Genomic DNA, 26,071 nt, shown 5'->3' with positions numbered 1-26,071 from the left:
CTAGCCAATCGCCGCTCCCCCACACACCTTAAGCACCTCACCTGTTGTATAGCCAGCTTCCTTCGATGAGAAATAGAGGACTGCTTCTGCAATGTCTTCAGGGCTTCCCATTCTTTTAATGACTTGGTTGTCCAAGTTGTAGGAAGCACATTTTGTTAGCTCGGTTTCCACTGCACCAGGAGCTACACTGTTACAAACGATACCTAATGGACCTACTTCCTTTGCGATCCATTTTGTTAAGGCAATGATTCCGCCTTTTGATGCTGCATACCCAGGGCCGGAACGTCCTGTAGCAGTACCTTGGTCTGAGCTTGAAACGAGACCTCCTATAATTCCGGAAATGGAGCTTATATTGACAATCCTGCCATATTGCTGCTCTTTCATATATGGATAGATGACGGATTGTGTCAGGAAGAAGGCTGCCTTAAGGTTGGTATCTAAATCTCTGTTCCACACCTCTTCCGTTGTTTCTTCTAGACTAAGTCTACTTGCCGTTCCTGCGTTGTTCACGAGAATATCAATTCTGCCAAATTGTTCAAAGGTGTCATCCACTAATTTTTGAATCGCATTTCTATCCCGTATATCCACTTCGTATAAGCTTGTTTTCGCACGGGGATTAATTGCTTCTATTTGTGTTTTCGTTTCCTCACATGAGTGAAGGTCCACTAGTACAACGTGTGCTCCTTCTCGAGCCAATACTTTTGCACACGCTGCTCCAATTCCTCTTGATGCTCCTGTCACTATCGCTACATGGTTTTCTATTCTCATCTTCTCTCACCTTTCCTTTGTTGGAAAAATTAATTGACTTCATCTCTGGAAACTACTATTATTTTTTTAATATTCAAAATAATTACAACGGAAGTGTAGTATGATTATCATAAAACTATTAAAAGAGCGACTTCCTTTTCTCATACTAATAACGGGTGTAGGAACTTATCTATCTCCTATTCATTTAGCGACTGCGCCTTGGGTCCCAGGGTTACTTTTAGGTATTGTCATTTTTTTCACTGGACTATCCATGGATGTGTCGACAATTAAGAAAATGAAAAGCAAAGGGAAGGAACTATTTTTAGCTGTATCGTTAAAATGGGTATTAACCGTTACAGTTTCGATAGGTCTTGCCTATTTTCTTTTTGCCAATCATCCTGAAGTAGCTGCTGGCATTATTATATCTGGTACAGTGCCTAGTGCAACAGCAGCTACTCTTTATACATTTCTTGCAGGTGGCAATACATCTTTAGTCATTGTCGCATCCTTCGTTGATGTAGGAATCAGTCCCATTATTACCCCAATTTCCATGCTAGTTCTTTCAGGAACAACTGTGTCTATCTCTTTTTTCAACTTACTACAGTCGTTCACCCTCATTGTTCTACTGCCTTTATGCTCAGGCATTTTGATTCAAAAGATATTGCCAAAGAAAATACATATTGTTCCTTCCATCACCCAGCTTGGTTCTTCCATTTCGTTATTGCTCATTATCCATACCATTGTTGGAAGTGGCAAAGAAGCTATTAGGCTAGAGCTTAGTCTCATTCCCTTAATTGTATTGGCTACAATCATTCAAGTCACCTTACCGATGTTTGCCGCTTATTTAATTGCTAGAAAAATGAAAATGATGGAAGTAGATGCACGAGCCATTCTTTTTCATGTTGGATTATGCAACACAGCGCTCGCAGCCATTCTTGCGTTTGAATTTATTGGAGAGCATGCTGCGATTGCACCAATGGTAAATATGATTGTAAACCTTTCGATTGGCTCTTTTGTTGCGACCCGGTTTGCACGTCAAACTTCTCCCTAGTCCATTCATGGAATTGGCTCTAGAGTGTTGCTAATCTAAATGTCATAATAAAGTAAAAATCTGGAGGGCTAGCTATGAAAAAAATTGCTGTGATTACTGGAGCTGCACAAGGTTTAGGGTTTGCCATTGCAAATGAATTAGCAAACGACCATTTTCATGTTATATTGCTTGATCGCAAAAAAGAGCAATTAAAGATTGCAACAGAACAGCTTTTAGAGCAAGGTCACCAAGCTAGCGGTATTGAAATAGACCTGGAGCATACTGAGAAAATTCAAGATGTTCTTTCTCAAATAGCAGTAGAACATGGAAAGATACATGTACTCGTAAATAACGCTGGCATCAATATCGTGAAACCGTTTGATGAAGTTACTTCTGATAATTGGGACAAGGTCATGAATATCAATTTAAAGGCTTCTTTTTTTATGATTCAGCATGCAGCACCGTTAATGGAGGATAGTGGTTCCATCATTAATATTTCTTCCATAGCCTCCAATAGCCCTCGTCCACTTTCTGTCGCATATGCGGCATCCAAAGCTGGAATGGTTAGCCTAACAAAAACTGCCTCCATCGTGCTTGCACCAAGGCGTATAAGAGTAAATGCCATTTGCCCCGGAGCGATGGAGACGGAGCTTCTTGAAAAGATGTCACTTGAAATGGGAGATTTATCAGGGACAAGTCCTGAAGAGTCTTTACAAAACTATCTCGGAGCCATTCCACTTGGGAGGATAAGCACACCTTCTGACATAGCTAAAAGTGTCGCTTTTCTCGCCTCTGACAACGCAAATTATATTACTGGACAGTCTTTAAATGTTTGTGGAGGCTTAACAGTTACATAAAAATACTGCAGAAAAGCTGACCTAGATTACTTAGATGTATTCTGGTCAGCCTTTTCTTATTAAACCTTTTCCAACGATGGAAGGTGAATGGCACTATTCGTCATGTCCATTACTGCTTCTTGAATTCCCTCTGTAATACTCGGATGCGGGTAAACCATATTCAATAGCTCTTCTGTCGTTGCTTCAAGTTGAAGAGCAAGAGTTGCTTGCGAAATAACTTCTGTTGCATGTGGCATCAGCAAGTGGACTCCTAGTATCCGTCCATATTCTTTATCAGCAATGACTTTCAAAAATCCTACTGTTTCCTCTTCAATTAATGCTCTGCCATTTGCTTGTAACGGAAAGACACCTTCCTCAACTTCAAACCCTCTTTTAACCGCTTCTTCTTTTGTTAATCCAACAGCTGCTGCCTCGGGATGTGTGTAGACACATTGTGGGATATAATCATAGATTACTGGTTTTGTCTCGTATTCAAGTGCATGCTCGATTGCAACCTTACTTTCCGCCATAGCAACATGTGCAAGCATGATGGAAGTGGAGCAGTCTCCAACGGCATAAATAGATGAAATGCTAGTTTGCTGATAGGAGTTGGTTTTTATTTTTTTATTTTCTACCATCACACCGTTCTCTTCAAGCTGCAAGCCTCCTATCACTGCTTCTCTTCCTACAGCCACTAAAACTAAATCCGACGTTAACATTTGCCCTTCATTAACGGTCAACTGCACTTCACTTTTGTCCGATTTTCCAATAGCTGTTACTTTATTTTCAAGAGAGAAGTGAACACCTTGTTTTTCTAGATGGGCTTGCAGCTGCTCGGAAATTGCTCTGTCCATATTCGGTAAAATTCGATCAGCGGCTTCTATTACGTGTACCTTTACTCCCAGCTCTGCAAAAATGGTCGCAAATTCGATGCCGATAACACCACCTCCAATAATGGAGAGAGAGGGTGGTAGCTTTTGAAGCGAAAGGATTTCATTGCTCGTTAAAACACCCTCTGTTTCAATCCCTTCAATCGGAGGCAGAATAGGTCGGCTTCCTGTTGCAAGGATAATGAAATCTGCATGAAGGGTTTGAGAATTATCTCCATGAACATAAATTTGATTAGTTCCAGAGAGGGATGCGATTCCTTCTACCACTCTAATCTTTCCTGCTTTTAATAGGCTTGCTACCCCTCTTCTCAGTTGAGTAACGGCTTTTTGTTTACGCGACATTACATGGTCCCACGGTACCGCCTGATTTGTATGCATCTGGAAAAGGTTATTACTTTTCGACCATAAGTACGAGGAATCCAGCAAACTCTTTGTTGGAATGCAGCCTGTATTTAAGCATGTTCCACCTAGAAGGCTTTTTTCGATTAAGGTTACACTTGCCCCTAATTGGCTTGCCCTTAAAGCTGCAGAGTATCCACCTGGTCCCCCGCCAATTACAACTACCTCTTTCATCTCCTCACCCCTTCGCTAAAAGTCTGAGTGGCTCTTGTATATAGTATTGAATGGTTTGAAGGAAGCTTGCTGCTTCGGCACCATCGAGGGCACAATGATCAAATGATAGTGATAAAGTCAGCATCGGACATTTCACGATTGTCTCCCCAACATATACAGGTTTATCTATAATTCGTCCCACCCCTAGAATTCCTGTTTCAGGTGGGTTGATAATTGGTGTAAAACCATCTATGCCCATCATGCCTAGGTTGCTTATTGTAAAAGTGCCGCCACGCATTTCATCGACTGTTAATCTATTTTCTTTCGCTCGGGCAGATACATCCTTTAAACGCTTGGCAATTTGGAGCAGATCCAATTTATTTGCATCTCGTATCACAGGAACGACAAGACCTTCTTCTAAGGAAACAGCTACTCCTATATGGACATTGTCATGGTAGGTTAGTTCGTTGTTGTCGCACCAAGCATTTAATGCTGGATGTTTCTTTAGGGCAGCAGCAACGATGGCAATAAGAAAGTGGGTATAGGTTAGCTTTGTATCTCCATCTATTGATAAGGTAGACAGGGCTTTTTTTAGAGAACTGACATCGAGTTCTTTTTGCAATGTCACATGTGGTATAGTACTCCAGCTGCTAGTCATCCTTTCTGCGATTACTTTTCGTATACCAGACATCGGGACAGTTCTTGGAGGCAAATCTTGCTGCTCCTTTTTAACCTCATACGTATTTTGATTTTTGAGTTGTTCCTCAATGATATCAGGTAGCATGATTCTATTTTTCAAATTCACATTTTCCCAATCTACACGATGTTCCTCTGCATACTTTTTAGCAAGTGGTGAGATAGCTGGCTTACTGGCTCTATTAGTGCTTTCATCACGTATATCCCGAGCAACAATTACTTGATTTGGTCCAGATGGTGCTATCGTGTCTAAAGGAATTCTCTGTTCTCTTGCAAGCTTTTTAGCTAGTGGTGTAGCCTTAATAAATTCAGACTTTGCTGCCTCCTCCGGCTGTAGTGGAGGGCTATTAACAGCATCCACCTCCTGGTCATCTGAGAAACTATCAGTCTGTAGAAAGTTACTTATATCCTCATTCTCTTCTGCTATGATTGCTACAGGTGTTCCTACATCTGCCGTTTCTCCATCCTTTATAAAAATATGCCGTAAAATACCTGATTGGGGAGCTTCAATTTCATTGGTAATTTTATCTGTCTCCACTTCAAATAACGTTTCTCCGCTATCAACCCAGCGGCCTTGATGAACTGACCAATTGGACACAGTACCCTCTTTCATCGTTAAGCCAAACTTTGGCATTGTAATAACGACTGCCATCCTATTCCCTCCTTCCTAATCCACTACCAGCGTGCCTTTAATACAGCAGAGACGACTGTTTCCACTTGCGGGATAACGTGCTTTTCCAACGCAGGGCTAAATGGAACTGGTGTAAATGCAGCACCAACCCTAATAATAGGTGCATCCAAATACTCAAGAATATTTTCACTTACCGCGGCAGCTATTTCTCCTCCAACACCGCCAGTTTTAACTGCCTCATGTGCAATAACAAGCTTGTGTGTTCTTTTCACAGATTGATAGATGGTTTCCATATCCATTGGTACAATCGTCCGTAAGTCAATGACCTCCGCTTCTATTCCATGAAGACTGCTTAGCTGCTCTGCTGCTTCCAAACATTTTCCAAGCATCGCTGAGTAAGAAACGATCGTTACATCATTCCCTTCCCTAACGATGGCAGCTTTGCCAATTGGTGTGAGATGATCTCCATCTGGCACTTCTCCTTTTTGACTGAACAGCTGTTTATGTTCAAAATAAATAACAGGATTCGGGTCGCGGATGGCTGCTTTTAAAAGTCCTTTTGCATCAGCCGGATTAGACGGAATGACTACCTTCAAGCCAGGAATATGAAGAAACCATGCTTCAAGTGATTGGGAATGCTGCGCCGCTGCTGACTGCGTTACCCCATCTGGTGCACGTAAAACAAGTGGAAGCGTCCCTTGACCCCCAAACATATAACGAATTTTTGCCATTTGGTTGAGCACTTCATCCATTGCCACTCCAATAAAATCCGCAAAATGCATGTCAACTACAGGAACTGCTCCTGCCAGTGCCGAGCCTACTCCTGCTCCAACGATGGCAGTTTCAGAAATAGGGGTATCTCGGACTCGGTCAAGGCCAAATTCTGCTGGTAAGCCTTTAAACTGACCGAAAATTCCTCCTTGACTAGCAATATCCTCTCCCATGATAAAGACTCGCTCATCTCTGCGCATTTCTTCCTGCATGGCTTCTAACGTTGCTTGAGAAAAAGTAATATTACGCATGCTCCGCTACCTCCACTTCCACATAAAGATCCTCAAATGCTTCTTCTGGCTCAGGGAATGGGCTCTCTTCTGCAAATTTAACCGCCTCTACCATTTCCCTTTGAACTCTATCTTCAATTTCCTTTAATTGCGCTTCTGACATTAGGTCTTCGCTTAATACCTTTTCTAAAAATTTCTTTATAGGGTCGTTCACTTCCATTTGTTCTATGACCTCTTCCCGTGTGCGATATTGCTCCGGGTCTCCGACAAAATGGCCCTTAATTCGGTAAGTCTTGCATTCTATTAAAGTAGGTCCATCACCATTTCTTGCCCTTTCGACTGCCTCTGTAGCAGCAGAATATACCTCAAACACATCATTTCCATCTACCATGACACTTGGCATAGCATAGGAATGTGCTCGAATAGAAATATCTGTGACAGCGGTAGCCTCATGCAAAGGTGTTGTGGATGCCCACTGATTATTCTCACAAACAAAAACAACAGGGAGCTTCCAAACAGACGCCATATTCAGAGCTTCATGGAAGGTTCCACGATTACTTGCTCCGTCCCCGAAGAAACATACCGCAACCTCACTGCTTTTTCGCAATTGGATAGCAAGTGCGGCTCCTGCAGCTAAATTAAATCCGCCGCCAACAACACCATTTGCCCCAAGCATGCCAATTCCAAAATCGGCAATATGCATGGAACCGCCTTTTCCTTTACAATAGCCTGTTCTCCGTCCATATAGCTCAGCCATGCAACGATTAATGTCGGCACCTTTTGCTATCGTATGGCCATGACCACGGTGGGTACTTGTGATGTAATCGGATTTCGTTAAGGCGGAACAAACACCTACTCCAGTGGCTTCCTCGCCAATATAAAGGTGGACAAAACCAGGGATATCTCCTGCCAAAAACTTTTCATTGATTGTCTCTTCAAACCGCCTGATTAAAAGCATTCGATAATACCAATCCTGTAATTGACCTTCTTTTACGTTATGTTCCATTAAAAAACACCTCTTATCCTTTAAATGTAAGTGCTTACATCAAGTATAAAAGGCGCGTTTTTAAATCAATATAACCAATCTCAATATTGGTATGAATAATATTCATTAATGGCCTGGTCAATCAAATCGATTCCTTTTTCCAAAGCTTCCGGTGGAGGGTGGGTGAAGGCTAACCTAATGTAGTTCTCATACATTCCAACCCCACTCATCCAGCTGCCCGGTACAAATGAGACCCCTTTCTTTAAGGCTATTTCAAGCAATCGCTCGGAAGAAATACCTTTGGGGATTTTACACCATAAAAAGACACCGCCATCTGGAAATACACATTCAAGGTTTGGTTTATTGCTTAAGATTTTTTTGATTAATGCTAGCCTTATATCGTAGGCTTCGCGCAGTTTTTTCACATGCTTATGCAATCTTCCCTCCGCCAAATACCCATGAACCGCTATTTGGGTAAGGTTATTACTATGCAAATCTACCCTTTGTTTTATTTTTACAAGATTAGAAATTATCCCAACAGGTGCCACCAATACTGCTACACGAATCGTTGGAAAAAGGTATTTAGAAAAGGACTGCAGATGAATTACTAAATGATCTTTATCCAATGACTTAAAGGACGGTACAGGCTTTCTTTTGTAGTAAAGGAGACTATTCGGATCATCCTCCACGATTGGTACACGATACTTTTTGGCAATCTCTAATAGCTTCTTACGTCGTTGCAAGGACATCGTTATACCAGTTGGATTATGGAAGGTAGGATTAATGTAAATAAATTTCACAGGGAATTGCATGAGCAAATTTTCGATACTATCTACTTTAATCCCTTCTCTATCATGAGTGATACGCAATATCTTGGCACCTGTAGCAGCAAATGCATCAGAAGCAGCCAAGAAGCCAGGATCCTCCATAATGACATAATCATCCGGCCCTAAAAATAAACGACTTATTAAATCTAAACCTTGCATGGCTCCTGATACGATCATGATTTCTTTCTCTTCCGCAAGAATCCCGCCATCCTGAAGCCATGATTGGACTTCATGAATAAGTGGTTCATAGCCTTTGGTTGGCGCTGGAAGCTGCAATAGAATAGGATTCTTCCGTAAATGCTCCGCAAAGCATTGACTAAAATCGATCCCTGGATGAACCTCTGCCGCAGTCCCTACCCCTGCAAGATGAATTAAATTAGAATCTCTTCCAAATCGCATTATTTCTTCCATTGCAAGATTTACGCTGTCTGTCTGGTACGCAAAATTCGTATGCCACGTAATCGCTTGCTCAGATGTATCGATTCTTGGTCCCTTCATAATAAACGTACCGCTTCCTTGCTGACTGCGCACAATTCCCCGTGACTTCATTTCTTCATATGCCAACGTTAGAGTCATCCGGCTAACCCTTAATATTTCAGCCATTTTTCGTTCAGAAGGCAGGCGCACGCCTGGTTTCAGCCTCCCCTCATGCACCATTTGTTCAAACTGCTGTGATATTTGCTTATAGAGGGGAATTCTATCCTCTGTATCTACTATTATTTGCTCCCATAACATCGTGGACAATGGACTCCCCCTATCTCATATTTAATAATTCCGGCAGCCATAGACTCATAGCAGGAACGTACGTAATAACAAGTAATACTCCAATTGCTGCCAACACAAATGGAATAACCCCGATGGTTATTTCCTTGAGTGAGAGTCCGGTCAAACCACAGGCTATATATAAATCAAGCCCCACAGGTGGAGTAACAAGACCAATCGCTAAGTTCATCGTCATTAAGATACCGAAGTGAACGGGATCAATTCCCATGGCTGCCATAATAGGAACAAAGATTGGTAGAAAAATATAATAGGCTGAAATCGCATCGACAAACATACCTGCAAATAAGAGCAAAAGGGTGATCATTAGCAAAATGGTATATTTATTTGATGCAACACTCATTAATACATTTGCCATGTCTTCAGCTATTCCCTCGATATGCAATAACCAGGCAAATGTAGAGGCAGAAGCAACAATAAGCATAATCATCGCTGTCGTTTTGGATGAATCTAGCAATAATTTTGGCAGATCGCTAATCTTGATTTCCTTATAGATAAAAAATCCAACAAACAAACCATAGAACACTGCAACAACAGCTGATTCTGTTGGAGTGAAAATTCCACTATATATCCCACCAAGAATAATAACCGGAGCAAGCAATCCCCACGTCGCATCTTTAAAGGCTTTCCACATTTCTGCCTTACTAGCCTTAGGCAATGTTGGTATCTTTTCTTTTTTGGCAATAAAGTAACTTGTAATCGCCAATACTAAGCCCATAAAAAGACCAGGAATAATTCCGGCAATAAAAAGCTCACCAATGGACACTTCTGCAATAACGCCGTATACGATATAAGCAATACTCGGTGGTAGAATGATTCCAATTCCACCTGCAGTAGCTAAAAGACCACCAGACATGTCCTTCCGATAACCTGCCTTGATCATCGCAGGAATAATGATGGCACCAACAGCAGCCATTGTTGCTGGACCAGAGCCTGAAATGGCTGCAAAGAAGCATGCCGCTACTACAGCAACAATGGCCAGTCCGCCAGTTAAATGTCCTGTTAAGGTTTGCGCAAGGTAAATTAACCTTCTTGATATTCCCGCCCTTTCTAATATCAAGCCTGCCAAGAAAAAGAACGGAATGGCTAATAAGGTGAATTTTGTAAAGGAAGTATAGAGCGTCGCTGGTACAGATTGAATGGGTAAATCAAAAAATAGCAATGTCAACACTGTAGAGAGTCCTAATGCAACAGCAATAGGCATTCTTAGAAAAAGGAACACAAAAAACAAACCAAATAATACGATGCCTACTGTACTCATCTCAATTCTCCCCCTGCTTTAATTCTTTTCCATTCAATCAAGTAGCCTTCCCAGAAACGAAAGATACATAGAAATGCCCCCAAAGGAACGGAAAAGCCCATAATCCATTCAGGCAACCCCATAGCAGGTGTTCGTTGATTATACGTAAACTGCTGCATCACCATCCCCATTCCATACCATAAAATCACCAGAAAAAAGAAAGTCGTCAAACACCCTACTAGTATCAAAACAACGATTTTATATTTATCTGATAGATAGTCTGTTAATAAGCTAAATCCTAAATGCCCATTTTCTCTTGCAAGTAAGGCCGCTCCAATAAAAATAATAAAGGCAAACAGATTTGTTGTTAGCTCTTCTGTAAAAGAAAATGACGTATGAAACAAATGCCTTGAAATAACGTTCCCAAATGTCAGAACACATATAACGGCCATAAGGGTAATAAGAATCCATTCTTCTAGCTTTACCAATATCCCCAATGACGCTCCTCCTCTTTGAAAATATTTATAAGAAAGGCCCTTTAGAAAGAGGAGTTCAGGTGGTAACCTGTCCATTTCCGCTCATAAAGGACCACTCATTTAAAAAATTTACTTTGTATAAGAAAATTTAATCCCTGAATAAATCTAGCAAATCTTTTCCAACTAAATCCTCATATTTAGAGATAACAGGTTGAACTGCTTTTTGAAATGCTGCAATTTGTTCCGGTGTCAATTCTACAATTTCCATCCCTGCCGCTTCTAGCTCTTTAAGAATTTCTTCATTTTGCTGTCTATTAATTTCAATTTGGTACTTTGCTGCCTCTTGTGCTGTTTCCCTTAAAATGTTTTGAGTTTCTTCATCCAGTCCATCAAAAAGCTTTTTATTCATACCGAAAACAAGTGGGTCATACATATAGTTCCAAACAGTTAAATAGTCTTGAACCTCGGCTAGCTTAGAATTTAAAATAATTGGCAGTGGATTTTCTTGTCCATCAATAACCCCTTGCTGTAAAGACGTAAACACCTCTGCAAAGTTCATAACAGTAGGGTCACCGCCAAACTCTCTATACGTATCTACCATCATCTCCATGGAAGGTGTTCTAATCTTCAAGCCTTTCAAATCTTCCGGAGAAGTAATGGGTTTTTTACTATTCGTAATTTGTCTATAGCCACTTTCACCAAATGCCAATGGCTCAATACCTTTCGATCTTATTAACTCCATTAACTCCTTGCCGCCTTCTCCATTCATTGCTTTCTCTGCTTGCTCATAATTCGGAAGCAGCCATGGAAGAGATGGCACAGAAAACTTATTATCCAAAACAGAATAAATAATCGTTGAATGGATAGAAATTTCGGTTGAACCATTTTGAACCGCCTCTAACCCTTTTGGTGAATTTCCATTTGAGAGAGATTCATTGGCATATATTTTCATTTTGATTCGGCCATCTGTCTGTTCTTCAACATCCTCCGCCCATTGCTTTGCAGCTACAGCCCAAGTATCATGCTCTGACACTGTGACACTAATTTTTAAATTCATATCTTTTTGTTCAGAACCACTAGCTTGACTACAGCCAATCAGCGCTACCACCATCAACATGACCAAGCCAATTCGTAAGAACCTCTTCATTTTTCATCCCCCCAAAAAAATGTTTGCGCTTTCATTATTTAGAATAATGAAAAAATTTAGTATTCAATATAGCCAATTTTCTAATTGGTATTATAATTATTTGAAAATACTGAAAAAACCTCTGGTAAAACTCCCCTTTTTATAGCCAATCTACAGAAATTGATAGAGGCCTTTCCTATAGAAATTAGTTTTTACGTCCAAGCTTTTTCCTCACACCACCATATAGTAATTAAAAAGCAGGTGAGTAAGTGAGTAATTATGAGTATAAGTATCAATCCCAAAAAGACGCCGAACAGGTGAGTAATAATGATCATAGGCCCTCTCGTAAAGGAAAACTAGATCCTAAACACCAAGAGTGTATGGACCGTGCTTTTCGTGTTCCAATATTTTTAAGTACTACCACCCATCTAAATGCCAATCAACAACGGTTTTTGGACCGCTTAATTTTTGAAATTGAAAATGCATTGCTCTTTCCACGGACATTACCTTTAAGCGAAAGCTATCCAGAGTCGATACTAACCGACATTCGCCGTTTAGTTTCATCCAGCTACGGCATGCTCGCTGTAAACTTCCGTCGATTTCTCGTAGAAACAATGGATGTGAACACTGGTCCGGTTCCTCCTCCAACTCCTGTATGGCAAGGGTCAGTATATTCCCAAGTAGAACCATCGATGGCCTTTCAGTTTGGTCTGCCGCTATTATTAGTAAGGGAAGAAGATACAGACACTAATAATGGTATTTGGGCAGGAGGCATTGCACCACTCAACCTCTTCATCGTTTGGCACTCCGAAACCCAAACAGTTGAAGAATTCTTCCGAACTCCTGAATGGAGATCTGCCTTTGCTAACTGGAGTGCCCAAGTAAGAAATGCGTTTTATATTCAGACGGAGCCTAAGTTTAGGTATCGTTGTAACTAGAAGAAGAGCATGGCTACCTTTGTAAGTTGACTAGAAGTTCCAGAAATCCGCATAAGAGACGCAGATTTCTATATCACCAGTCCAGGACAAAGATAATAAATTTTAAATAATACCCGAACTTATTTGAGTTTAAATTAAATTAGTTCGGGTCTTTTTGTTGTTTACATAAGATAGCAGAATCAAATAAAACAAATTCCTTCTAAAATGAACCAAAATGAAATAAAAATTAGTAGTAAATTCATGAATATTATACAAAATATCTTTTAAATGGCTTTTTTTTGATAAAATAAATATAGAGAGAATATGCAATAAAGAGCAAAGGGGGAGCAAAGTATGGAAAGAATAGAATCTTTTTTTATGAGGCTTCGGGATATGTTGCAGACCCATCATTTAAGTGGGATAGGAGCTAATTCGTTACATAGGGGTAGAGTATTCAGACAAAGCTGGTTTACCTTACTTACTGGAACAAATATTATATTAGCTATGCTAACTGCTTTTATGTGGCTTATTATCCCGATCATGAGGATCCTTTCCACTGCTTACGAGATAACTGAAAATTATCTGATTAGCACAAATGGAATTATCTCTAGAAGAATTGACCAGGTGGAATGGTATAGGGTGAAGGATGTTCAATTGCAGCAAGGAATATTGGGGAGAATGTTTGACTTTGGAGATCTGATAGTAATTTCATCAGATATAACTCATCCAGTTACTAGGATCAAAGGAGTTTCTCATCCCATTGAATTGAGGAGAGAAATCCTTGAACGTTCACGAAGCAGCAAGAAAGAATCTGGTATGAATTTGCATGAAATGATTTAATAAATTGAATGATTGAGAAGTGTGTTCACAAGAGAATCTCTTCTGCATTTAGATTCAAACAGACTACTATTCTCCACGCTAAATGGGGATCTGTCAGAAATGCGTTTGATATTTAGACGGAGCCTACGTTGAGATATCTATGAAATTTAAAAAAAGTCGAAAGTACACAAGGTTTTTTACCCATATGTATTTCCGACTTTTTTTATTTTGAACATTAAAAAACAATGAAGGCTTTTGAAATAGAAAGAATGACACTTCGAAGTGCAGCTGTTATTTCGTACGATGATTATTTTGATACCTTGTGCATCACCTTTGATACCACTGCCACTTTGCAGTTTTGCAAAGATGTTCTTCCATCTATTCAAGATTTGCGTGCTTTCCATACATCTGCTTGGAGTCTAGTCCTTTTTTCTCCATAAAACGGAGAATAATGGCATCATAAAATAATAGGGAAGTTTGTTCAAATAGCGAGCCCATCGGTTGAATTGTTTCGTACTGACCGTCTTCCCGATTCTTAGGTGCTCCTGGTAGAGTGACGGTTAGATCTGCAAGCTTTGCAATAGTTGATTGAGTAGAGAGCGTGATTGCAGCTACTGTTCCACCAAGGCTTTTGGCTTTTTCTACGATAGGTATTAGGGTCTTTGTTTCCCCTGAACCTGTCCCAACAATCAATAAATCATCTTGTTCAAGGTTGGCTGTAACAGTTTCTCCGACAGCATAAGCATCAATGCCCATATGCATCATGCGCATCACAAAGGATTTACCCATAAATCCTGAGCGCCCAGCACCAGAAACAAAAACTTTTCTTGCAGATAATATAGCTTCTACTAACTGCTCAGACTCCACCTCAGACACTTCAGTTATAGTGCCTTGCAGCTCTTTAATGATTGTCTCCAGATACGTAATTGTATTCATCGATTATCCCTGATTGATAAGCGCTTTGATTGCTTGTGCAGCTGCTTTTTTATCCTCTTTAGATGTAATTCCGCCACCAACAATAACAAGATCTGGTTGTGCTTTAATAACTTCTGGAAGAGTCTCAAGCTTAATTCCACCTGCAATTGCAGTTTTGGCATTTTTAACAACTGCCTTAATTTTGCGTAAGTCTTCGAAGGAATCCTTTCCTTCCGCTTGAAGGTCATAGCCAGTATGAACGCAGATGTAGTCTGCTCCGAGCTGATCAAGTTCTTTCGCACGCGTTTCAATATCTTTTACAGCAATCATATCGACTAAAATTTCTTTTCCTGCTTTTTTAGCTGCTTCCACTGCTCCACGAATAGAACTGTCTTCTGCTGCTCCTAAAATAGTTACAATATCAGCACCTGCAGCGGAAGCTTGTTCCACTTCATAGCCTGCCGCATCCATAATTTTCACGTCTGCTAGAACAGTTAAGTTTGGATATGCTTTCTTGACTTCTCGAACAGCTGCATGTCCTAAGCTATTGATGATTGGTGTCCCAACTTCAACAATGTCAATGGACTCTTGAACTTCCGCAACAAGTTCGATTGCTTCAGGTATATTAACTAAATCTAATGCTAATTGTAATTTCATAGTAAAGAACTCCTTTAAAAGTAATTTGACAGTCATTTTTACGATTTGCTTAACTGTCTGCATCCCATTATACTTAGTACACTAAAAGGTTAAAAGTACGCACTTTAAACGCATATAGTGTCTGAAAGTATACTGTGAGATCTATACTTAAATGTAGAAGGAAGTGAACCCTTGTGCCAAATTTAGGAGAAAGAACCTTTAATTGCGAGAAAGAATTAACGCTATCTGTTATCGGGGGAAAGTGGAAAATGCTCATCCTCTGGCATTTAGGAAAGGAAGGAACGAAACGCTTTGGTGAGCTTAAGGCGCTTATACCTGGTATTACCCAGCGAATGCTCGTAAATCAGTTGCGTGAGCTTGAGGAGCACCATATTTTACATCGTAAAGTCTATCCAGTGGTGCCACCTAAAGTGGAGTACTCCCTTACAGAACACGGAAAAAGCTTAATGCCCATATTAGATGCGATGTATAAATGGGGGAAAGATTACATTGAAAATGTGTTAGAAAAACCTTAAAAGAAAACTCTACTGTGATTCCCTCAAACAGTAGAGTTTTCTTGTAGTTAAGCTTTAAGAATAAAGTGTAGTAAGGATATTCTCCTTTAAATAGGAGGGATTTTTCATACGATCAATTATTTTTATATGTCTCCACAATCTTCTGCATATGACCGGTCATCGCATCTTGCGCTTCTTCCATCACATAGCTCAAATGTGTTTTTGGATTTTTATTTAGTGCTTCACCGATAGTTTCCACCGCTGTTAGGGAAATTTCTGTGTTTACGTTAATTTTACGGATTCCTTCATTAATGGCTGCGAGCACTTGATTTGCCGGTGTACCTGATCCTCCGTGTAATACTAAAGGTATATCTACTTTTTCTTTAATCTGCGCTAATAAATCTAAGCGGATATTCGGTTCACCGTCATACATACCATGAACCGTCCCAATGGATGCTGCTAAAAAGTCAACACCTGTTTCCTGTACAAATTGAGCGGCCTCATCAGGATCAGTTAAACGTCCCTCGCCTACTTCTTCATCGGAATAAGCCCCGCGCTCCATAGAACCAATTTCCGCTTCAACGTCCACACCATGTGCATGAGCATACTCCACTACTTTTCTCGTTTCTTCCTTATTCTCCTCTAACGATAAAGCCGAGCCATCAAACATTACCGAGGAAAAACCTGCGTGAACAGCGCGTTTGATCGTTTCAAACTGATAGCTATGGTCTAAATGTAACGCTACATTTACAGAAGCCTTTTCTGCAATCGTCTTAGTAAAAGCGGCAAATGCCTCTAAATCCATATATGATTGGTATCGTTCTCCATAAGCAATTATGACGGGTTGGTTTGCAGCTTCTGCAGCTCTAACTGCTGCTTGAATTGTTTCCGCGTTATAGCAGTTAAAGGCGGCAATCGCACTATTCGTTTGTTCAGCAAATGCAAGAATCTCTTTTGTTGTAGTAAACAAGTCAATCATCCTTATCTTTGTAGTAAAACTACATTTATACCTTCATAATATAACGTTTTCACCTACAAAAACAAGCGATTCTAGTATAATATTAAAAAACCACTTGTAATACAGAATGTAATTGTAGTAAAATTACTACATATTACGTGGGAGGTATGTCAATGGAAAGCTTTCTTGACCGTTGTACGGCAAAAAAGAATACGCTTACACAATCAGAAGATAAAATAATTTTTCAATTAAAACAGCACGAAAAGCCCTTTCTTCTTTCAATGAATGAATTGGCCATGTTAAGTGAGGTAAGTGAACCTAGTGTTGTTCGACTTTATAAAAAACTCGGTTACAAGAGCTATCAAGAATTAAAAGTGGCGCTTGCCCAAGAACAAGCAGAATTTCGTACACCATCTCAAAGTGACTTAGATATTTTACCCGACGATTCCGTCGACGTAATTTTTGAGAAATTCGGCTCGCAATTTTTTCAAGCGGTTTCATTAACAAAAGAGAACTTACCTTTAGAGCAATTAGACGTTGCGATTGAAAAGCTTAAGGATGCAAAAGGTATTTACTTCTTTGGCCAAGGATTATCTGGAACGATGGCAGAGGATGGTGCCCATAAGTTTTTGCGTCTTGGCGGTATGGTAATGGCTGTGAAGGACCCGCATTATCAAGCAATTTATGCAACACATATGACAAACAAAGATGTAGTTATTGCTATCTCTCACTCTGGTGAAACTATTGACACCATTAACGTATGTGAAATAGCAAAAGATAATAATGCTTATGTAATTGTCATTACTTCCAGTAAGCATGCAACACTTGCTAAGCTTGCAGATATGGTTCTTGTGACACACGCTCAGGAAACCATGAAACAACCAGGAGCATACGTTTCTAGGCTCATTCAATTGTCTTTAATGGACACTCTTTTTACTAAAGTAGCAGCAGAGTCTGATCTAGTTGTAAAAGAGAATATTAGCCGTTCTCATCTTGCCGTAACAAGAATGAAAAAATAATATACTAAATTAGAGGTGACACTTATGTTAACAGGTAATGGACTTATCATTGGTTTTATCATCGCCTTAATATTACTATTTGTACTTATTATTAAATTTAAATGGGATGCATTTGTTGCCCTTTTAGTGGTTGCCATTGGGTTAGGATTAGTTTCTGCTATTCCTGCTAGAACGGTACCAATCGTTATTGCAGAAGGATTTGGAGCTACCTTGACTGGTGTTGGAATACTTATTGGTCTTGGTATTATCTTTGGGCAGTTTTTGGCATCATCAGGAGCGATTGAAAAGATTGCCAACTCCATGCTTCGAGCTTTTGGTGTAAAAAAATCACCTTATGCACTTGCGGCAACCTCTGTAACCGTTGCCATCCCTGTATTTTTTGATGCAGCATTCATTATTCTACACAAGCTAGTATATAGCTTATCGTTAAAAACAAGAATCTCCCTTGCTACATTAGTAGCCATTTTAGCAATTGGATTAATCGTTTCCCACAGTTTGATTATTCCTACTCCTGGACCTCTTGTGGTAGCGGATCAAATGGGAACTGATATCGGAGTATTCTTCCTATACGGTTTATTAGTAGCAATTCCTGCAACACTTGTTGGTGGTGTGCTTTACGGGAAATTCATAGGAAAGCGCATACCTACTGGTGATAAGTTAAATGATGTAGTAGAAGATTTAAACGAAACAGTTGAGACGACTAACCGCAAAGAAATACCAACATGGTTAGCATATGCAATGCTTGCACTGCCAATTGTACTTATCTTATCGAATACAGTAATGAACAATGTCGTCTTCCGCGGCAACCAAGAGGCGTTTATCCCAACATTATTTGCCATTATCGGTGATAAAAACAGTGCCTTGCTTATCAGTGTAATCGTTGCCATCTTTGTTCTTAAACCTTTCATAAAAGAAAGCACAGCTGATGTGATGAAGCATGCCTTTGAAGCATCAGGGATGATTTTATTAATTACTGGTGCGGGTGGAGCATTCGGAAAAGTCGTACAGGAAACTGGCCTAGGTGATTTAATAATTAATGTCATGCAAGGATTAAATATGCCTGCGTTATTACTTGGATTCGTCTTTGCACAAATTTTACGTGCATCACTTGGTAGTGCAACTGTTGCCCTAGTGACAACAGCAACTATCCTTGGGCCTATGGCAGTTGACCTTGGCGTATCACCTGTCTTACTTGGACTTGCAATTTGTGCGGGTGGTATCGGTTTATCCCTTCCGAACGACTCTGGGTTCTGGGTTGTATCTAAATTCGGACGCTTAACAGTTCCTGAAACAATCCGTGTTTGGAGTATTGGTGGCTTTATCGCTGGTGTAACAGCATTAACTTTTATTTACTTATTAAGTGCGATTTCAGGGGTTTTACCTGGACTATAAAATTAAAACTTTATATAAACACAGCTGTTAATTTCCGCACAAGGCTTCGCTTTTTGTCGGACGCTTGTGGAGTCTTGTGCTCCAATCAGCAGCTAGGTTGTTAAAAACCAACCCTAAACTTTACTAAATTTTTAAATAAGGTGGAGATATAAATGAAACAACGAATCGGATTTATCGGACTTGGAATTATGGGAATGCCAATGACAAGAAACCTCTTGAAAGCTGGATATCAGGTGACTGCTTTTGATTTAAACGAAGCAGCTGTCCAAACCATTACAGCTGCTGGTGCTACACCTGCCTCTTCTAGTAAAGAAGTAGCTCAAAATAGCGAAGTAGTGTTTACGATGCTTCCGAAAGGGGAACATGTTCGTGCCGCTGTATTTGGTGATAACGGTGTGATGGAAGGAGCTTCTGAAGGGCTTATTATTGTCGATATGAGCTCTGTATCTCCTGTTGATTCCAAACAAATGGCTACACTTGCTGCACAAGCCGGCGTTCATTTCCTTGATGCTCCAGTAAGTGGTGGAGAACCAAAGGCAATTGATGGAACACTTGCGATTATGGTTGGTGGAGAAGAAAATGTATTTGAAACAGTAAAGCCAGTGCTTACTGCAATGGGAACAGATATCGTGCTAGTTGGTGAATCTGGTTGCGGAACCACTGCCAAGCTTGCAAATCAAATCATTGTAAACCTTAATATTGCTGCTGTTTCTGAAGCATTAACACTTGCTTCAAAAGCAGGGATTGATCTTGAAAAAATGTACCAAGCGATTCGTGGCGGTCTAGCTGGAAGCACCGTAATGGACGCAAAAATCCCGATGATGCTTGACCGTAATTTCCAAGCTGGTGGACGAGTAGACATTAACATGAAAGACTTAACAAATGTGATGAATACTGCGCATGAATTGCATGTCCCGCTTCCATTATCAAGTCAATTGCTGGAGATTTTCCACTCCCTTGCAGCTGATGGAAAGGAAGCACTTGACCACGCAAGCATCGTTCAACACTACGAGAAAATGGCGAATGTAACGGTATCTCGAAAGGAGAACGCATAATGAAACAACTAGATGTAACGACAACTATGACTACTATACCTTTTGTAAGCCGTAAAGAAACACAAAGCGCCTTACAAAAGGAGCTAGACAACTCTCCATATAAAATTGTCGTATTAGACGACGATCCGACTGGTATTCAAACCGTTCATGGTATTTCAGTTTATACCGATTGGGAAAAAGATTCGATTAAACAAGGATTTTCAGAAGAAAACTCGATGTTCTTCATCTTAACGAATTCTCGTAGCTTTACGGAGAAAGAAACAACAACTGCTCATGAAGAAATTGCTAAACGGGTACAAGAGGTATCTGACGAAGAAAACATTCCATATGTGATTATTAGTCGCGGTGACTCAACATTACGTGGGCATTACCCATTAGAAACAGAAGTACTCAAAGATACAATTGAAGCAAACTCTGCTGTTTCTTTTGATGGAGAAGTGATTATTCCATTCTTTAAAGAAGGTGGACGCTTTACAATCGATAACGTGCATTACGTACAAGATGGTGACGTGTTAGTTCCAGCTGGCCAAACCGAATTTGCAAAAGATCGCACATTTGGCTTTCAGTCTTCTCATCTAGGTGAGTGGGTAGAAGAGAAAACAGAAGGACGTTTTACTAAAGAACAAACCATTTACATCTCATTGGATGATTTACGTCACCAACGTGTCGAAAAAATTAAAGACCAACTTCTGAAGGCAAGCTCTTTCCAAAAGATTGTTGTCAATGCAGTTGGTTACGAAGACGTAGAAGTGTTCTCCACTGCCTTTTTACAAGCCCTAAAAGCTGGCAAGCAATTCTTATGCAGAAGTGCAGCAGCCTTAACGAAGGTCTTGGGTGGGATTCCTGATAAGGCATTGCTAACCCGTCAAGATTTAGTGGATGCTGGTACAACCAATGGCGGATTGATTGCAGTTGGATCACATGTGCAGAAAACGACCCAACAACTAGGTCACCTTCTAGAAAGTGGATTAGTGAAAGGCATTGAGTTCGATGTTCACCTCGTTTTAGATGAGGAAAAGTTCCAAAACGAAACAAAACGTGTACGTCTTGCATGTGAAGAAGCGATTGCTAACGGACAATCTGTCGTCTACTACACTCGCCGTGAACGTCTCGACCTTGGCGAAAATATGAAGGAAGAAGAGCTCAAGCTATCTGTAAAAATCTCTGACGCTGTAACAAGCATCGTCAAAGATTTACAAGTGAAGCCTTCCTATATTGTCGCTAAAGGTGGAATCACTTCAAGCTCCATTGGTACCGAGGGCTTGTCTGTAAAGCGAGCGGATGTAATGGGCCAAGTAAAGCCAGGAATTCCCGTTTGGAAAACAGGCGAGGAGAGTAAATTCCCAGGCTCGGCTTATGTGATTTTTCCTGGAAACGTTGGACAGCCTAAGACATTGAAGGACGTTGTGGAGGTTTTGGAAGGTAAGTAATAATAATGGCGATTTTTACGAACTTCAGTTGATAAAAAAGCACCTTCTCACACAGTGGAAAGGTGCTTTTCTTCTTGAAAAACGATCACAAAAGTAGTTCCTTCGTTTACCATACTTTCAACATGAAAGGATGCATGATGATAGGACAAGACCTCTTTAACAATGGATAACCCTAATCCCATTCCTTCTTTGTTTCTCGCCTTATCGACGCGATAAAATCGATCATATATTTTATCCAATGCCTGCTCTTCAATCCCAATACCCGTATCTTTAATTTCCACAATAACCTGGGATTTCTCTTCATAACATCGAATGCTTATTTCCCCATTTTCTTTATTGTATTTAATCGCGTTTCCAATTAAATTTTCCCATGCATTCATTAACAACGAGCGATCAGCATAAACCTTTACAGGCTGCAAATCAATCTTAATTTCAAGTCCTTTCTCTTCTATACGCCAAAGCATAGAATGTACAACCTGATGAAGCTGCTCATCTATTCTTACTATTTGTTTATTAATTGGGTATGTTCCTTGATCAATAGAGGTAAGGACAAGCAATTGTTTTGTTAAATTTGATAGCCTTTTTGCTTCTGTTTGTATAATCTGGTTATATTTTTTACCTTCGCTTGAAGTTATCTCTTGATCTAATAACTCTGAATACCCTTGAATATTCAAAAGTGGTGATTGAAAATCATGGGATACATTATTCACAAAATTTTTCCTAGCTTTATCTGTATTCGCTAACCTATGTTGCATTATACGGAAACTATCTGCGAGCTGTCCGATTTCATCTTTTCGATTAATCATTAACGGATACTCAAAATTATGATTGGCAATTTCCTGCGTGGCACTCGTTAACTCAGATAATGATTGGGTAAGCTTCCGTGAAATTAATAAAATTCCAATAATGCTACTAAAAAAGACTGAAAATATAAATCCAAAAATAATTAAATGGAACTCTGTAAAGAAGCTTGTATTATTGGAACGTAAAAATAAAGCATATTCTTCCCCTTCAAGCTCCAGCTTTGTCCCAACAGTATTTTTTATATTATTTTCAAAATGACTCATCATCAAATAGGAGTTTTTAAAAGATTCGACACCATGATACGATTCTTCTCCTTCAAATAATGAAACCATCTGATCATTTAATTGATTTTGACGAAAGGGTTCTCCAAATACAATCTGTTCCCCATCTTCTTTCACTAAGGCAATTTGGTACCCTAAGTGACTCATTGTTTGAAGAAAATCAGAAGACGCTTGAAGAGTCATCTCATGTTCTTCCATTTGCTCTGTTAATTGTTCCGCAATAGCTAAGTAACGATTATTCAAATTTTCTTTTACAAAAGAGACATAAATGATATTCGAACAGATAAAACCAATGAAAACACTGATACAGATAATAATAAAGGTATATAAAATAAAACGTTGCAGTAATTTCATCCTTTTACCTCAAGACGATAGCCTAAACCCCGTATTGTAACGATTTCAATTGTTGCCTCGGCTTTCTTTAATCTCTCCCGAACCCGATTGATATGGGTATTTAAAGTAAATTCTGGTTGATCTAATGTTTCACCCCATATTTCATCAATTAAATCCCAACGATTCACATTTCTGCCTAACCGTTGCAAAAAGTATAATAAAATCTCTAATTCCTTCATCGGCCAAATATATTGTTTCTCTCCAATCCTAAGATCCCAGGTGTCCTTATCCATTTTGACATTCCCCACTACACTTTGAGCTTGATATGCTTTTTGATAACGACGTAAAATGGCGCGAACACGAAAAAGTAACTCTTTTGTTTCAAAAGGCTTCACGATATAATCATCAATTCCTTGTTCAAAGCCCTTTTCCTTATCTTCCATTTGCCCTTTTGCCGTTAACATAATAACAGGAATTTCATATTGGTTAGTGACGATGTTTGCTAGTTGAAATCCATCCATTCCAGGCATCATGACATCGATGATCGTTAAATCGAATGATTGTTTTTGCAAAAAAGCAAGCGCTGCCTCGGCATTGCTTGCTTTCTCCACGGTATATCCAGCCTTTTCTAAATGGATGGAAACTAATTGCAAAATGACCTCGTCATCATCGACGATTAATATGGGCAATTACATTTCCTCCTTTATAGATTTCCTATTGTCTTTTTCAAAAAATAAAATGAGTGATGGTAATAGCATACCCCGAACTAAAAAAGTATCAATGACAATTCCGATTGCTACGATAAATCCGAAAACAAATAAATCAATAATCGGCATGGTCGTTAATGCAGCAAATGTTGCTGCAAGTATAATACCTGCAGACGAAATTACCCCACCTGTATTGCGTAAAGCTACTTCTAAGGCATCTTTAACGTTTAGATTCTTTCGCTCTTCCAAGAATCGACTTACAAGAATAATGTTATAGTCAATACCAAGGGCCACTAAAAATATAAAGGCATACACAGGTGCACGTGTGGAAATAGCATCAAATCCAAATAATACATCTACCAAGAAAATCCCTAGACCTAAAGCTGATACAAATGAAATTAAAATCGTTGCCATCATATAAACTGGCATTTTAATAGAGCGTGTAAGAGCCAGTAACAACACAAAAATCAGGAGTGTTTCAAGAATCACAATTTTAATGATATCTTGATTATTAATTTGTTGTTCGTCAACTAATTTTGCCGTTGTGCCAGCATAAGAAAGCTCCACTACTTGATCATTTGATAAACGATAGGTTGCATAATCTTCACGGTAATCTGATAAAAAATCAATAGCTTCTTTACTATAAGGATTATCCTTTAATGCTACCGTAATTTTACCGTATTCTGCATCCTCTGTTAATCCAGATGGTCGAGCAGATCCAATCTGGGCATTGTCTGAGAAGAAGGTGGAGATTTCTTGTAAGTGTTCTTGCGTTAACTCTTTACCAGTAACCAGTACCGATATTGGAGCCAAATCCCCTTTGTTATACTTCTCTTCTACTATTTCAAATCCTACACGAGATGGTAAATCTTCCGGGAAATTTTTCACTGAGTTGAATTCATAATTTAAATTAAATACATTGGCAGATGTCACTACTAAAAATAGTAATACCACACCGCCAACTAAACCAGGTTTACTTACCACAAACTTTGCAACAGGTCCCCAAATACCATGTTTCACTTCTTTTGCTTCACCATATTTAGGTACTTTCGGCCAGAATGCTTTACGACCAAATAATGCAAATAAAGCAGGAATAAGTGTGACAGATGCCATCATTATGATTATCATGGCTGTACCGAAGACCGGGGCAAAGTTTTGATAATCGCGGAAATCCGCAAAGTATAGAATAATCATGGCAGCAAATACCGTACCACCAGCAAATAATACCGGTGTCGCAGTTGCATGCATGGCCACTTTCATTGCTTCGTATTTATCTTCATAATGATTTAATTCTTCCCGATAACGAGAGAATACAAATAGTGAATAATCAATAACAGCCGCAAACAATAAGATACTCATGATGGAGGTTGTCGCGTTATTGATTTCAAGTCCACCTGCACCTAGTAAGGCCAAGGTTTGATTGACTATTTGATACACCACTACTGTTGCAAATAAAGGAATGATCGCTAATAATGGCGAACGATAAATTCCAATTAATAAAGCTAAAATGATACCGATCGTCGCCAATAAAAGCTGGAAATCTGCAGATTCAAACAACTTTACAGTATCTCCTGCAATACCTGCTGGGCCAGTGATATAAAAGTCTGTATTTAAATCTGCCGCTATTTTGGTACCAATTTCGGTCGCTTCATCATTAATTTCTGCATATTCTGCACTACCTAAACCAGATTGAAGATTCATCGGAACAATCATAGTCGTTTTATCTTCTGATAAGAATCCCGATAATGCTTGAGGAGGTAATGCAGTAATATCTAAAATTTCTTCTATCCCCTCAATATTTGCTTCTTTAATGCCAGCAATAATGGTAGTAACCTCTTCTATATCCAATTCTCCATTAGGGTGATGGAATACATATATCCCAGGTGTACCTTGATCATTCGGAAAATACTCATCTAATTTATTCTGTGCAATGATAGATGGCGCTTCATCAGGTAATGATTGAAAATTGGTTACTTTATAATCACCCAATCTAGGTCCTGCACTAATGCCAATCATGAAAACTAGCCAAAGTACAACCGTTATCCATGCACCTTTTCTTGTAGCTACTTTATCTGTAAATGATCTTAAAAAATTCATGATCTTCCTCCTTTTCATCACCCTTTCCAGTATATATTTCATATATAAACTTTATATAAATTTAAGGTAGTCATCAGGCTATTTGTCCCAAGAAATGGCGGAAAGTTCATAAATATGACAATTATGAACGGCATCGTCTCTGCTCAAAGAGTATTCTCTAACCCACATATTTTATGGAAGTAAGTATGAATGACTTTTATCAAAATAAAGAGGCTGGGACAAAACTAAAGAACACAAACAAAAAGACGAACAATTTAATGGCCGACAATAAATACCGCTATTGATTTCCGTGCAAGACTTCGCTTTCCGCGGGTGACCCGCGAGCCTCCTCGGCTTCGCCTGCGGGGTCTCACATTGGCCACTTCTCCCGCAGGAG

General features: G+C 39.5%; 24 protein-coding genes. 9 read left to right on the top strand and 15 right to left on the bottom strand.

From position 1 onward, the window contains the following. Entirely contained in the window at positions 1-768 is a 768-nt protein-coding gene (locus LRP81_RS17610; RefSeq protein ID WP_230503545.1) for an SDR family NAD(P)-dependent oxidoreductase, read from the bottom strand. Positions 769-868: 100 nt separating this feature from the next. On the opposite strand from LRP81_RS17610, the gene LRP81_RS17605 reads away from it, so the two are divergent. Both LRP81_RS17605 and LRP81_RS17600 read left to right on the top strand, forming a co-directional pair. Continuing rightward, positions 869-1,798 carry a bile acid:sodium symporter family protein gene (locus tag LRP81_RS17605; RefSeq protein WP_230503543.1) on the top strand — a complete coding sequence of 310 codons (930 nt, stop codon included), beginning with the start codon at positions 869-871 and terminating at the stop codon, positions 1,796-1,798. A gap of 74 nt (positions 1,799-1,872) precedes the next feature. Continuing rightward, positions 1,873-2,634: an SDR family NAD(P)-dependent oxidoreductase gene (locus LRP81_RS17600; RefSeq protein WP_230503541.1), complete on the top strand. Its 762-nt coding sequence runs from the start codon at positions 1,873-1,875 to the stop codon at positions 2,632-2,634. Positions 2,635-2,693: 59 nt separating this feature from the next. On the opposite strand, the gene lpdA is transcribed toward LRP81_RS17600, so the two are convergent. The 8 genes from lpdA to LRP81_RS17560 all read right to left on the bottom strand — a co-directional run bounded on the left by lpdA (position 2,694) and on the right by LRP81_RS17560 (position 11,838). Beyond that, positions 2,694-4,076: a dihydrolipoyl dehydrogenase gene (lpdA, locus tag LRP81_RS17595; RefSeq protein ID WP_230503539.1), complete on the bottom strand. Its 1,383-nt coding sequence runs from the start codon at positions 4,074-4,076 to the stop codon at positions 2,694-2,696. A gap of 4 nt (positions 4,077-4,080) precedes the next feature. Continuing rightward, a complete protein-coding gene (locus tag LRP81_RS17590) occupies positions 4,081-5,403 on the bottom strand; it encodes a dihydrolipoamide acetyltransferase family protein (RefSeq protein ID WP_230503537.1) in 1,323 nt (440 codons plus the stop codon). A 23-nt stretch (positions 5,404-5,426) separates the two neighbouring features. Then, positions 5,427-6,404, bottom strand: a complete 978-nt coding sequence (locus LRP81_RS17585; protein ID WP_230503535.1) for an alpha-ketoacid dehydrogenase subunit beta — start codon at positions 6,402-6,404, stop codon at positions 5,427-5,429. Continuing rightward, positions 6,397-7,389: a thiamine pyrophosphate-dependent dehydrogenase E1 component subunit alpha gene (locus LRP81_RS17580; RefSeq protein WP_230503533.1), complete on the bottom strand. Its 993-nt coding sequence runs from the start codon at positions 7,387-7,389 to the stop codon at positions 6,397-6,399. The genes LRP81_RS17585 and LRP81_RS17580 overlap by 8 nt, the downstream gene beginning before the upstream one ends. A gap of 80 nt (positions 7,390-7,469) precedes the next feature. Next, positions 7,470-8,930, bottom strand: coding sequence for a MocR-like pyridoxine biosynthesis transcription factor PdxR (pdxR, locus tag LRP81_RS17575; protein WP_230503604.1), 1,461 nt, complete (start codon positions 8,928-8,930; stop codon positions 7,470-7,472). Between the two features lie 19 nt (positions 8,931-8,949). Continuing rightward, positions 8,950-10,236, bottom strand: a complete 1,287-nt coding sequence (locus LRP81_RS17570) for a TRAP transporter large permease (protein ID WP_230503531.1) — start codon at positions 10,234-10,236, stop codon at positions 8,950-8,952. Continuing rightward, positions 10,233-10,712 (bottom strand): TRAP transporter small permease, encoded by a 480-nt coding sequence (locus LRP81_RS17565; protein WP_230503529.1) that lies wholly within the window; start codon positions 10,710-10,712, stop codon positions 10,233-10,235. The genes LRP81_RS17570 and LRP81_RS17565 overlap by 4 nt, the downstream gene beginning before the upstream one ends. A 127-nt stretch (positions 10,713-10,839) precedes the next feature. After that, positions 10,840-11,838, bottom strand: coding sequence for a DctP family TRAP transporter solute-binding subunit (locus tag LRP81_RS17560; RefSeq protein ID WP_230503527.1), 999 nt, complete (start codon positions 11,836-11,838; stop codon positions 10,840-10,842). A gap of 296 nt (positions 11,839-12,134) precedes the next feature. Between LRP81_RS17560 and LRP81_RS17555 the strand changes: the two genes are divergently transcribed. Both LRP81_RS17555 and LRP81_RS17550 read left to right on the top strand, forming a co-directional pair. After that, complete coding sequence (locus LRP81_RS17555) at positions 12,135-12,755, top strand: hypothetical protein (protein WP_230503602.1); 621 nt, start codon at positions 12,135-12,137, stop codon at positions 12,753-12,755. Positions 12,756-13,088: 333 nt separating this feature from the next. Next, positions 13,089-13,574: a PH domain-containing protein gene (locus LRP81_RS17550; RefSeq protein WP_230503525.1), complete on the top strand. Its 486-nt coding sequence runs from the start codon at positions 13,089-13,091 to the stop codon at positions 13,572-13,574. A gap of 357 nt (positions 13,575-13,931) precedes the next feature. On the opposite strand, the gene hxlB is transcribed toward LRP81_RS17550, so the two are convergent. Together hxlB and hxlA are read right to left on the bottom strand one after the other, a co-directional pair. Further along, positions 13,932-14,489 (bottom strand): 6-phospho-3-hexuloisomerase, encoded by a 558-nt coding sequence (hxlB, locus tag LRP81_RS17545; protein WP_230503523.1) that lies wholly within the window; start codon positions 14,487-14,489, stop codon positions 13,932-13,934. A gap of 3 nt (positions 14,490-14,492) precedes the next feature. Next, a complete protein-coding gene (hxlA, locus tag LRP81_RS17540) occupies positions 14,493-15,125 on the bottom strand; it encodes a 3-hexulose-6-phosphate synthase (protein WP_230503521.1) in 633 nt (210 codons plus the stop codon). A gap of 173 nt (positions 15,126-15,298) precedes the next feature. Between hxlA and LRP81_RS17535 the strand changes: the two genes are divergently transcribed. Then, complete coding sequence (locus LRP81_RS17535) at positions 15,299-15,640, top strand: winged helix-turn-helix transcriptional regulator (RefSeq protein WP_230503519.1); 342 nt, start codon at positions 15,299-15,301, stop codon at positions 15,638-15,640. A gap of 112 nt (positions 15,641-15,752) precedes the next feature. Here the strand turns inward: LRP81_RS17535 and LRP81_RS17530 are convergent, their stop codons facing one another. Further along, complete coding sequence (locus LRP81_RS17530) at positions 15,753-16,589, bottom strand: class II fructose-bisphosphate aldolase (protein WP_230503518.1); 837 nt, start codon at positions 16,587-16,589, stop codon at positions 15,753-15,755. A 161-nt stretch (positions 16,590-16,750) separates the two neighbouring features. Between LRP81_RS17530 and LRP81_RS17525 the strand changes: the two genes are divergently transcribed. The 4 genes from LRP81_RS17525 to LRP81_RS17510 all read left to right on the top strand — a co-directional run bounded on the left by LRP81_RS17525 (position 16,751) and on the right by LRP81_RS17510 (position 21,473). Continuing rightward, entirely contained in the window at positions 16,751-17,596 is an 846-nt protein-coding gene (locus LRP81_RS17525) for a MurR/RpiR family transcriptional regulator (protein WP_230503516.1), read from the top strand. Between the two features lie 24 nt (positions 17,597-17,620). After that, entirely contained in the window at positions 17,621-18,988 is a 1,368-nt protein-coding gene (locus LRP81_RS17520) for a GntP family permease (protein WP_230503514.1), read from the top strand. Positions 18,989-19,140: 152 nt separating this feature from the next. Continuing rightward, positions 19,141-20,043, top strand: a complete 903-nt coding sequence (garR, locus tag LRP81_RS17515; RefSeq protein WP_230503511.1) for a 2-hydroxy-3-oxopropionate reductase — start codon at positions 19,141-19,143, stop codon at positions 20,041-20,043. Continuing rightward, on the top strand, positions 20,043-21,473 hold the full coding sequence (locus LRP81_RS17510; RefSeq protein ID WP_399207997.1) for a four-carbon acid sugar kinase family protein: 1,431 nt from the start codon (positions 20,043-20,045) through the stop codon (positions 21,471-21,473). Before garR ends, LRP81_RS17510 begins: the two co-directional genes overlap by 1 nt. 47 nt (positions 21,474-21,520) lie before the next feature. Here LRP81_RS17510 and LRP81_RS17505 read toward each other — a convergent pair whose 3' ends face one another. The 3 genes from LRP81_RS17505 to LRP81_RS17495 are packed head-to-tail and all read right to left on the bottom strand — an operon-like array spanning position 21,521 to position 25,695. Next, a complete protein-coding gene (locus LRP81_RS17505) occupies positions 21,521-22,912 on the bottom strand; it encodes a sensor histidine kinase (RefSeq protein WP_230503510.1) in 1,392 nt (463 codons plus the stop codon). Continuing rightward, positions 22,909-23,580, bottom strand: a complete 672-nt coding sequence (locus LRP81_RS17500; RefSeq protein WP_230503508.1) for a response regulator transcription factor — start codon at positions 23,578-23,580, stop codon at positions 22,909-22,911. The genes LRP81_RS17505 and LRP81_RS17500 overlap by 4 nt, the downstream gene beginning before the upstream one ends. Then, on the bottom strand, positions 23,581-25,695 hold the full coding sequence (locus tag LRP81_RS17495) for an MMPL family transporter (protein ID WP_230503506.1): 2,115 nt from the start codon (positions 25,693-25,695) through the stop codon (positions 23,581-23,583). Between the last annotated feature and the right edge of the window lie 376 nt (positions 25,696-26,071).

The sequence above is a fragment of the Sutcliffiella rhizosphaerae genome, from assembly GCF_917563925.1.
Taxonomy (GTDB): domain Bacteria; phylum Bacillota; class Bacilli; order Bacillales; family Bacillaceae_I; genus Sutcliffiella_A; species Sutcliffiella_A rhizosphaerae.
This window is presented reverse-complemented; position numbering and strand designations above follow the sequence as displayed.

What these genes read in the sequence shown, in the direction of transcription:
- lpdA (WP_230503539.1), bottom strand. Translation starts at nt 4,076, where the DNA reads ATGAAAGAGGTAGTTGTAATTGGCGGGGGACCAGGTGGATACTCTGCA.
- hxlB (WP_230503523.1), bottom strand. Translation starts at nt 14,489, where the DNA reads ATGAATACAATTACGTATCTGGAGACAATCATTAAAGAGCTGCAAGGC.
- LRP81_RS17495 (WP_230503506.1), bottom strand. Translation starts at nt 25,695, where the DNA reads ATGAATTTTTTAAGATCATTTACAGATAAAGTAGCTACAAGAAAAGGT.
- LRP81_RS17510 (WP_399207997.1), top strand. Translation starts at nt 20,043, where the DNA reads ATGAAACAACTAGATGTAACGACAACTATGACTACTATACCTTTTGTA.
- LRP81_RS17525 (WP_230503516.1), top strand. Translation starts at nt 16,751, where the DNA reads ATGGAAAGCTTTCTTGACCGTTGTACGGCAAAAAAGAATACGCTTACA.
- pdxR (WP_230503604.1), bottom strand. Translation starts at nt 8,930, where the DNA reads ATGTTATGGGAGCAAATAATAGTAGATACAGAGGATAGAATTCCCCTC.
- hxlA (WP_230503521.1), bottom strand. Translation starts at nt 15,125, where the DNA reads ATGAAATTACAATTAGCATTAGATTTAGTTAATATACCTGAAGCAATC.
- LRP81_RS17520 (WP_230503514.1), top strand. Translation starts at nt 17,621, where the DNA reads ATGTTAACAGGTAATGGACTTATCATTGGTTTTATCATCGCCTTAATA.
- LRP81_RS17505 (WP_230503510.1), bottom strand. Translation starts at nt 22,912, where the DNA reads ATGAAATTACTGCAACGTTTTATTTTATATACCTTTATTATTATCTGT.
- LRP81_RS17560 (WP_230503527.1), bottom strand. Translation starts at nt 11,838, where the DNA reads ATGAAGAGGTTCTTACGAATTGGCTTGGTCATGTTGATGGTGGTAGCG.
- LRP81_RS17585 (WP_230503535.1), bottom strand. Translation starts at nt 6,404, where the DNA reads ATGCGTAATATTACTTTTTCTCAAGCAACGTTAGAAGCCATGCAGGAA.
- LRP81_RS17550 (WP_230503525.1), top strand. Translation starts at nt 13,089, where the DNA reads ATGGAAAGAATAGAATCTTTTTTTATGAGGCTTCGGGATATGTTGCAG.
- LRP81_RS17590 (WP_230503537.1), bottom strand. Translation starts at nt 5,403, where the DNA reads ATGGCAGTCGTTATTACAATGCCAAAGTTTGGCTTAACGATGAAAGAG.
- LRP81_RS17570 (WP_230503531.1), bottom strand. Translation starts at nt 10,236, where the DNA reads ATGAGTACAGTAGGCATCGTATTATTTGGTTTGTTTTTTGTGTTCCTT.
- garR (WP_230503511.1), top strand. Translation starts at nt 19,141, where the DNA reads ATGAAACAACGAATCGGATTTATCGGACTTGGAATTATGGGAATGCCA.
- LRP81_RS17600 (WP_230503541.1), top strand. Translation starts at nt 1,873, where the DNA reads ATGAAAAAAATTGCTGTGATTACTGGAGCTGCACAAGGTTTAGGGTTT.
- LRP81_RS17605 (WP_230503543.1), top strand. Translation starts at nt 869, where the DNA reads ATGATTATCATAAAACTATTAAAAGAGCGACTTCCTTTTCTCATACTA.
- LRP81_RS17580 (WP_230503533.1), bottom strand. Translation starts at nt 7,389, where the DNA reads ATGGAACATAACGTAAAAGAAGGTCAATTACAGGATTGGTATTATCGA.
- LRP81_RS17610 (WP_230503545.1), bottom strand. Translation starts at nt 768, where the DNA reads ATGAGAATAGAAAACCATGTAGCGATAGTGACAGGAGCATCAAGAGGA.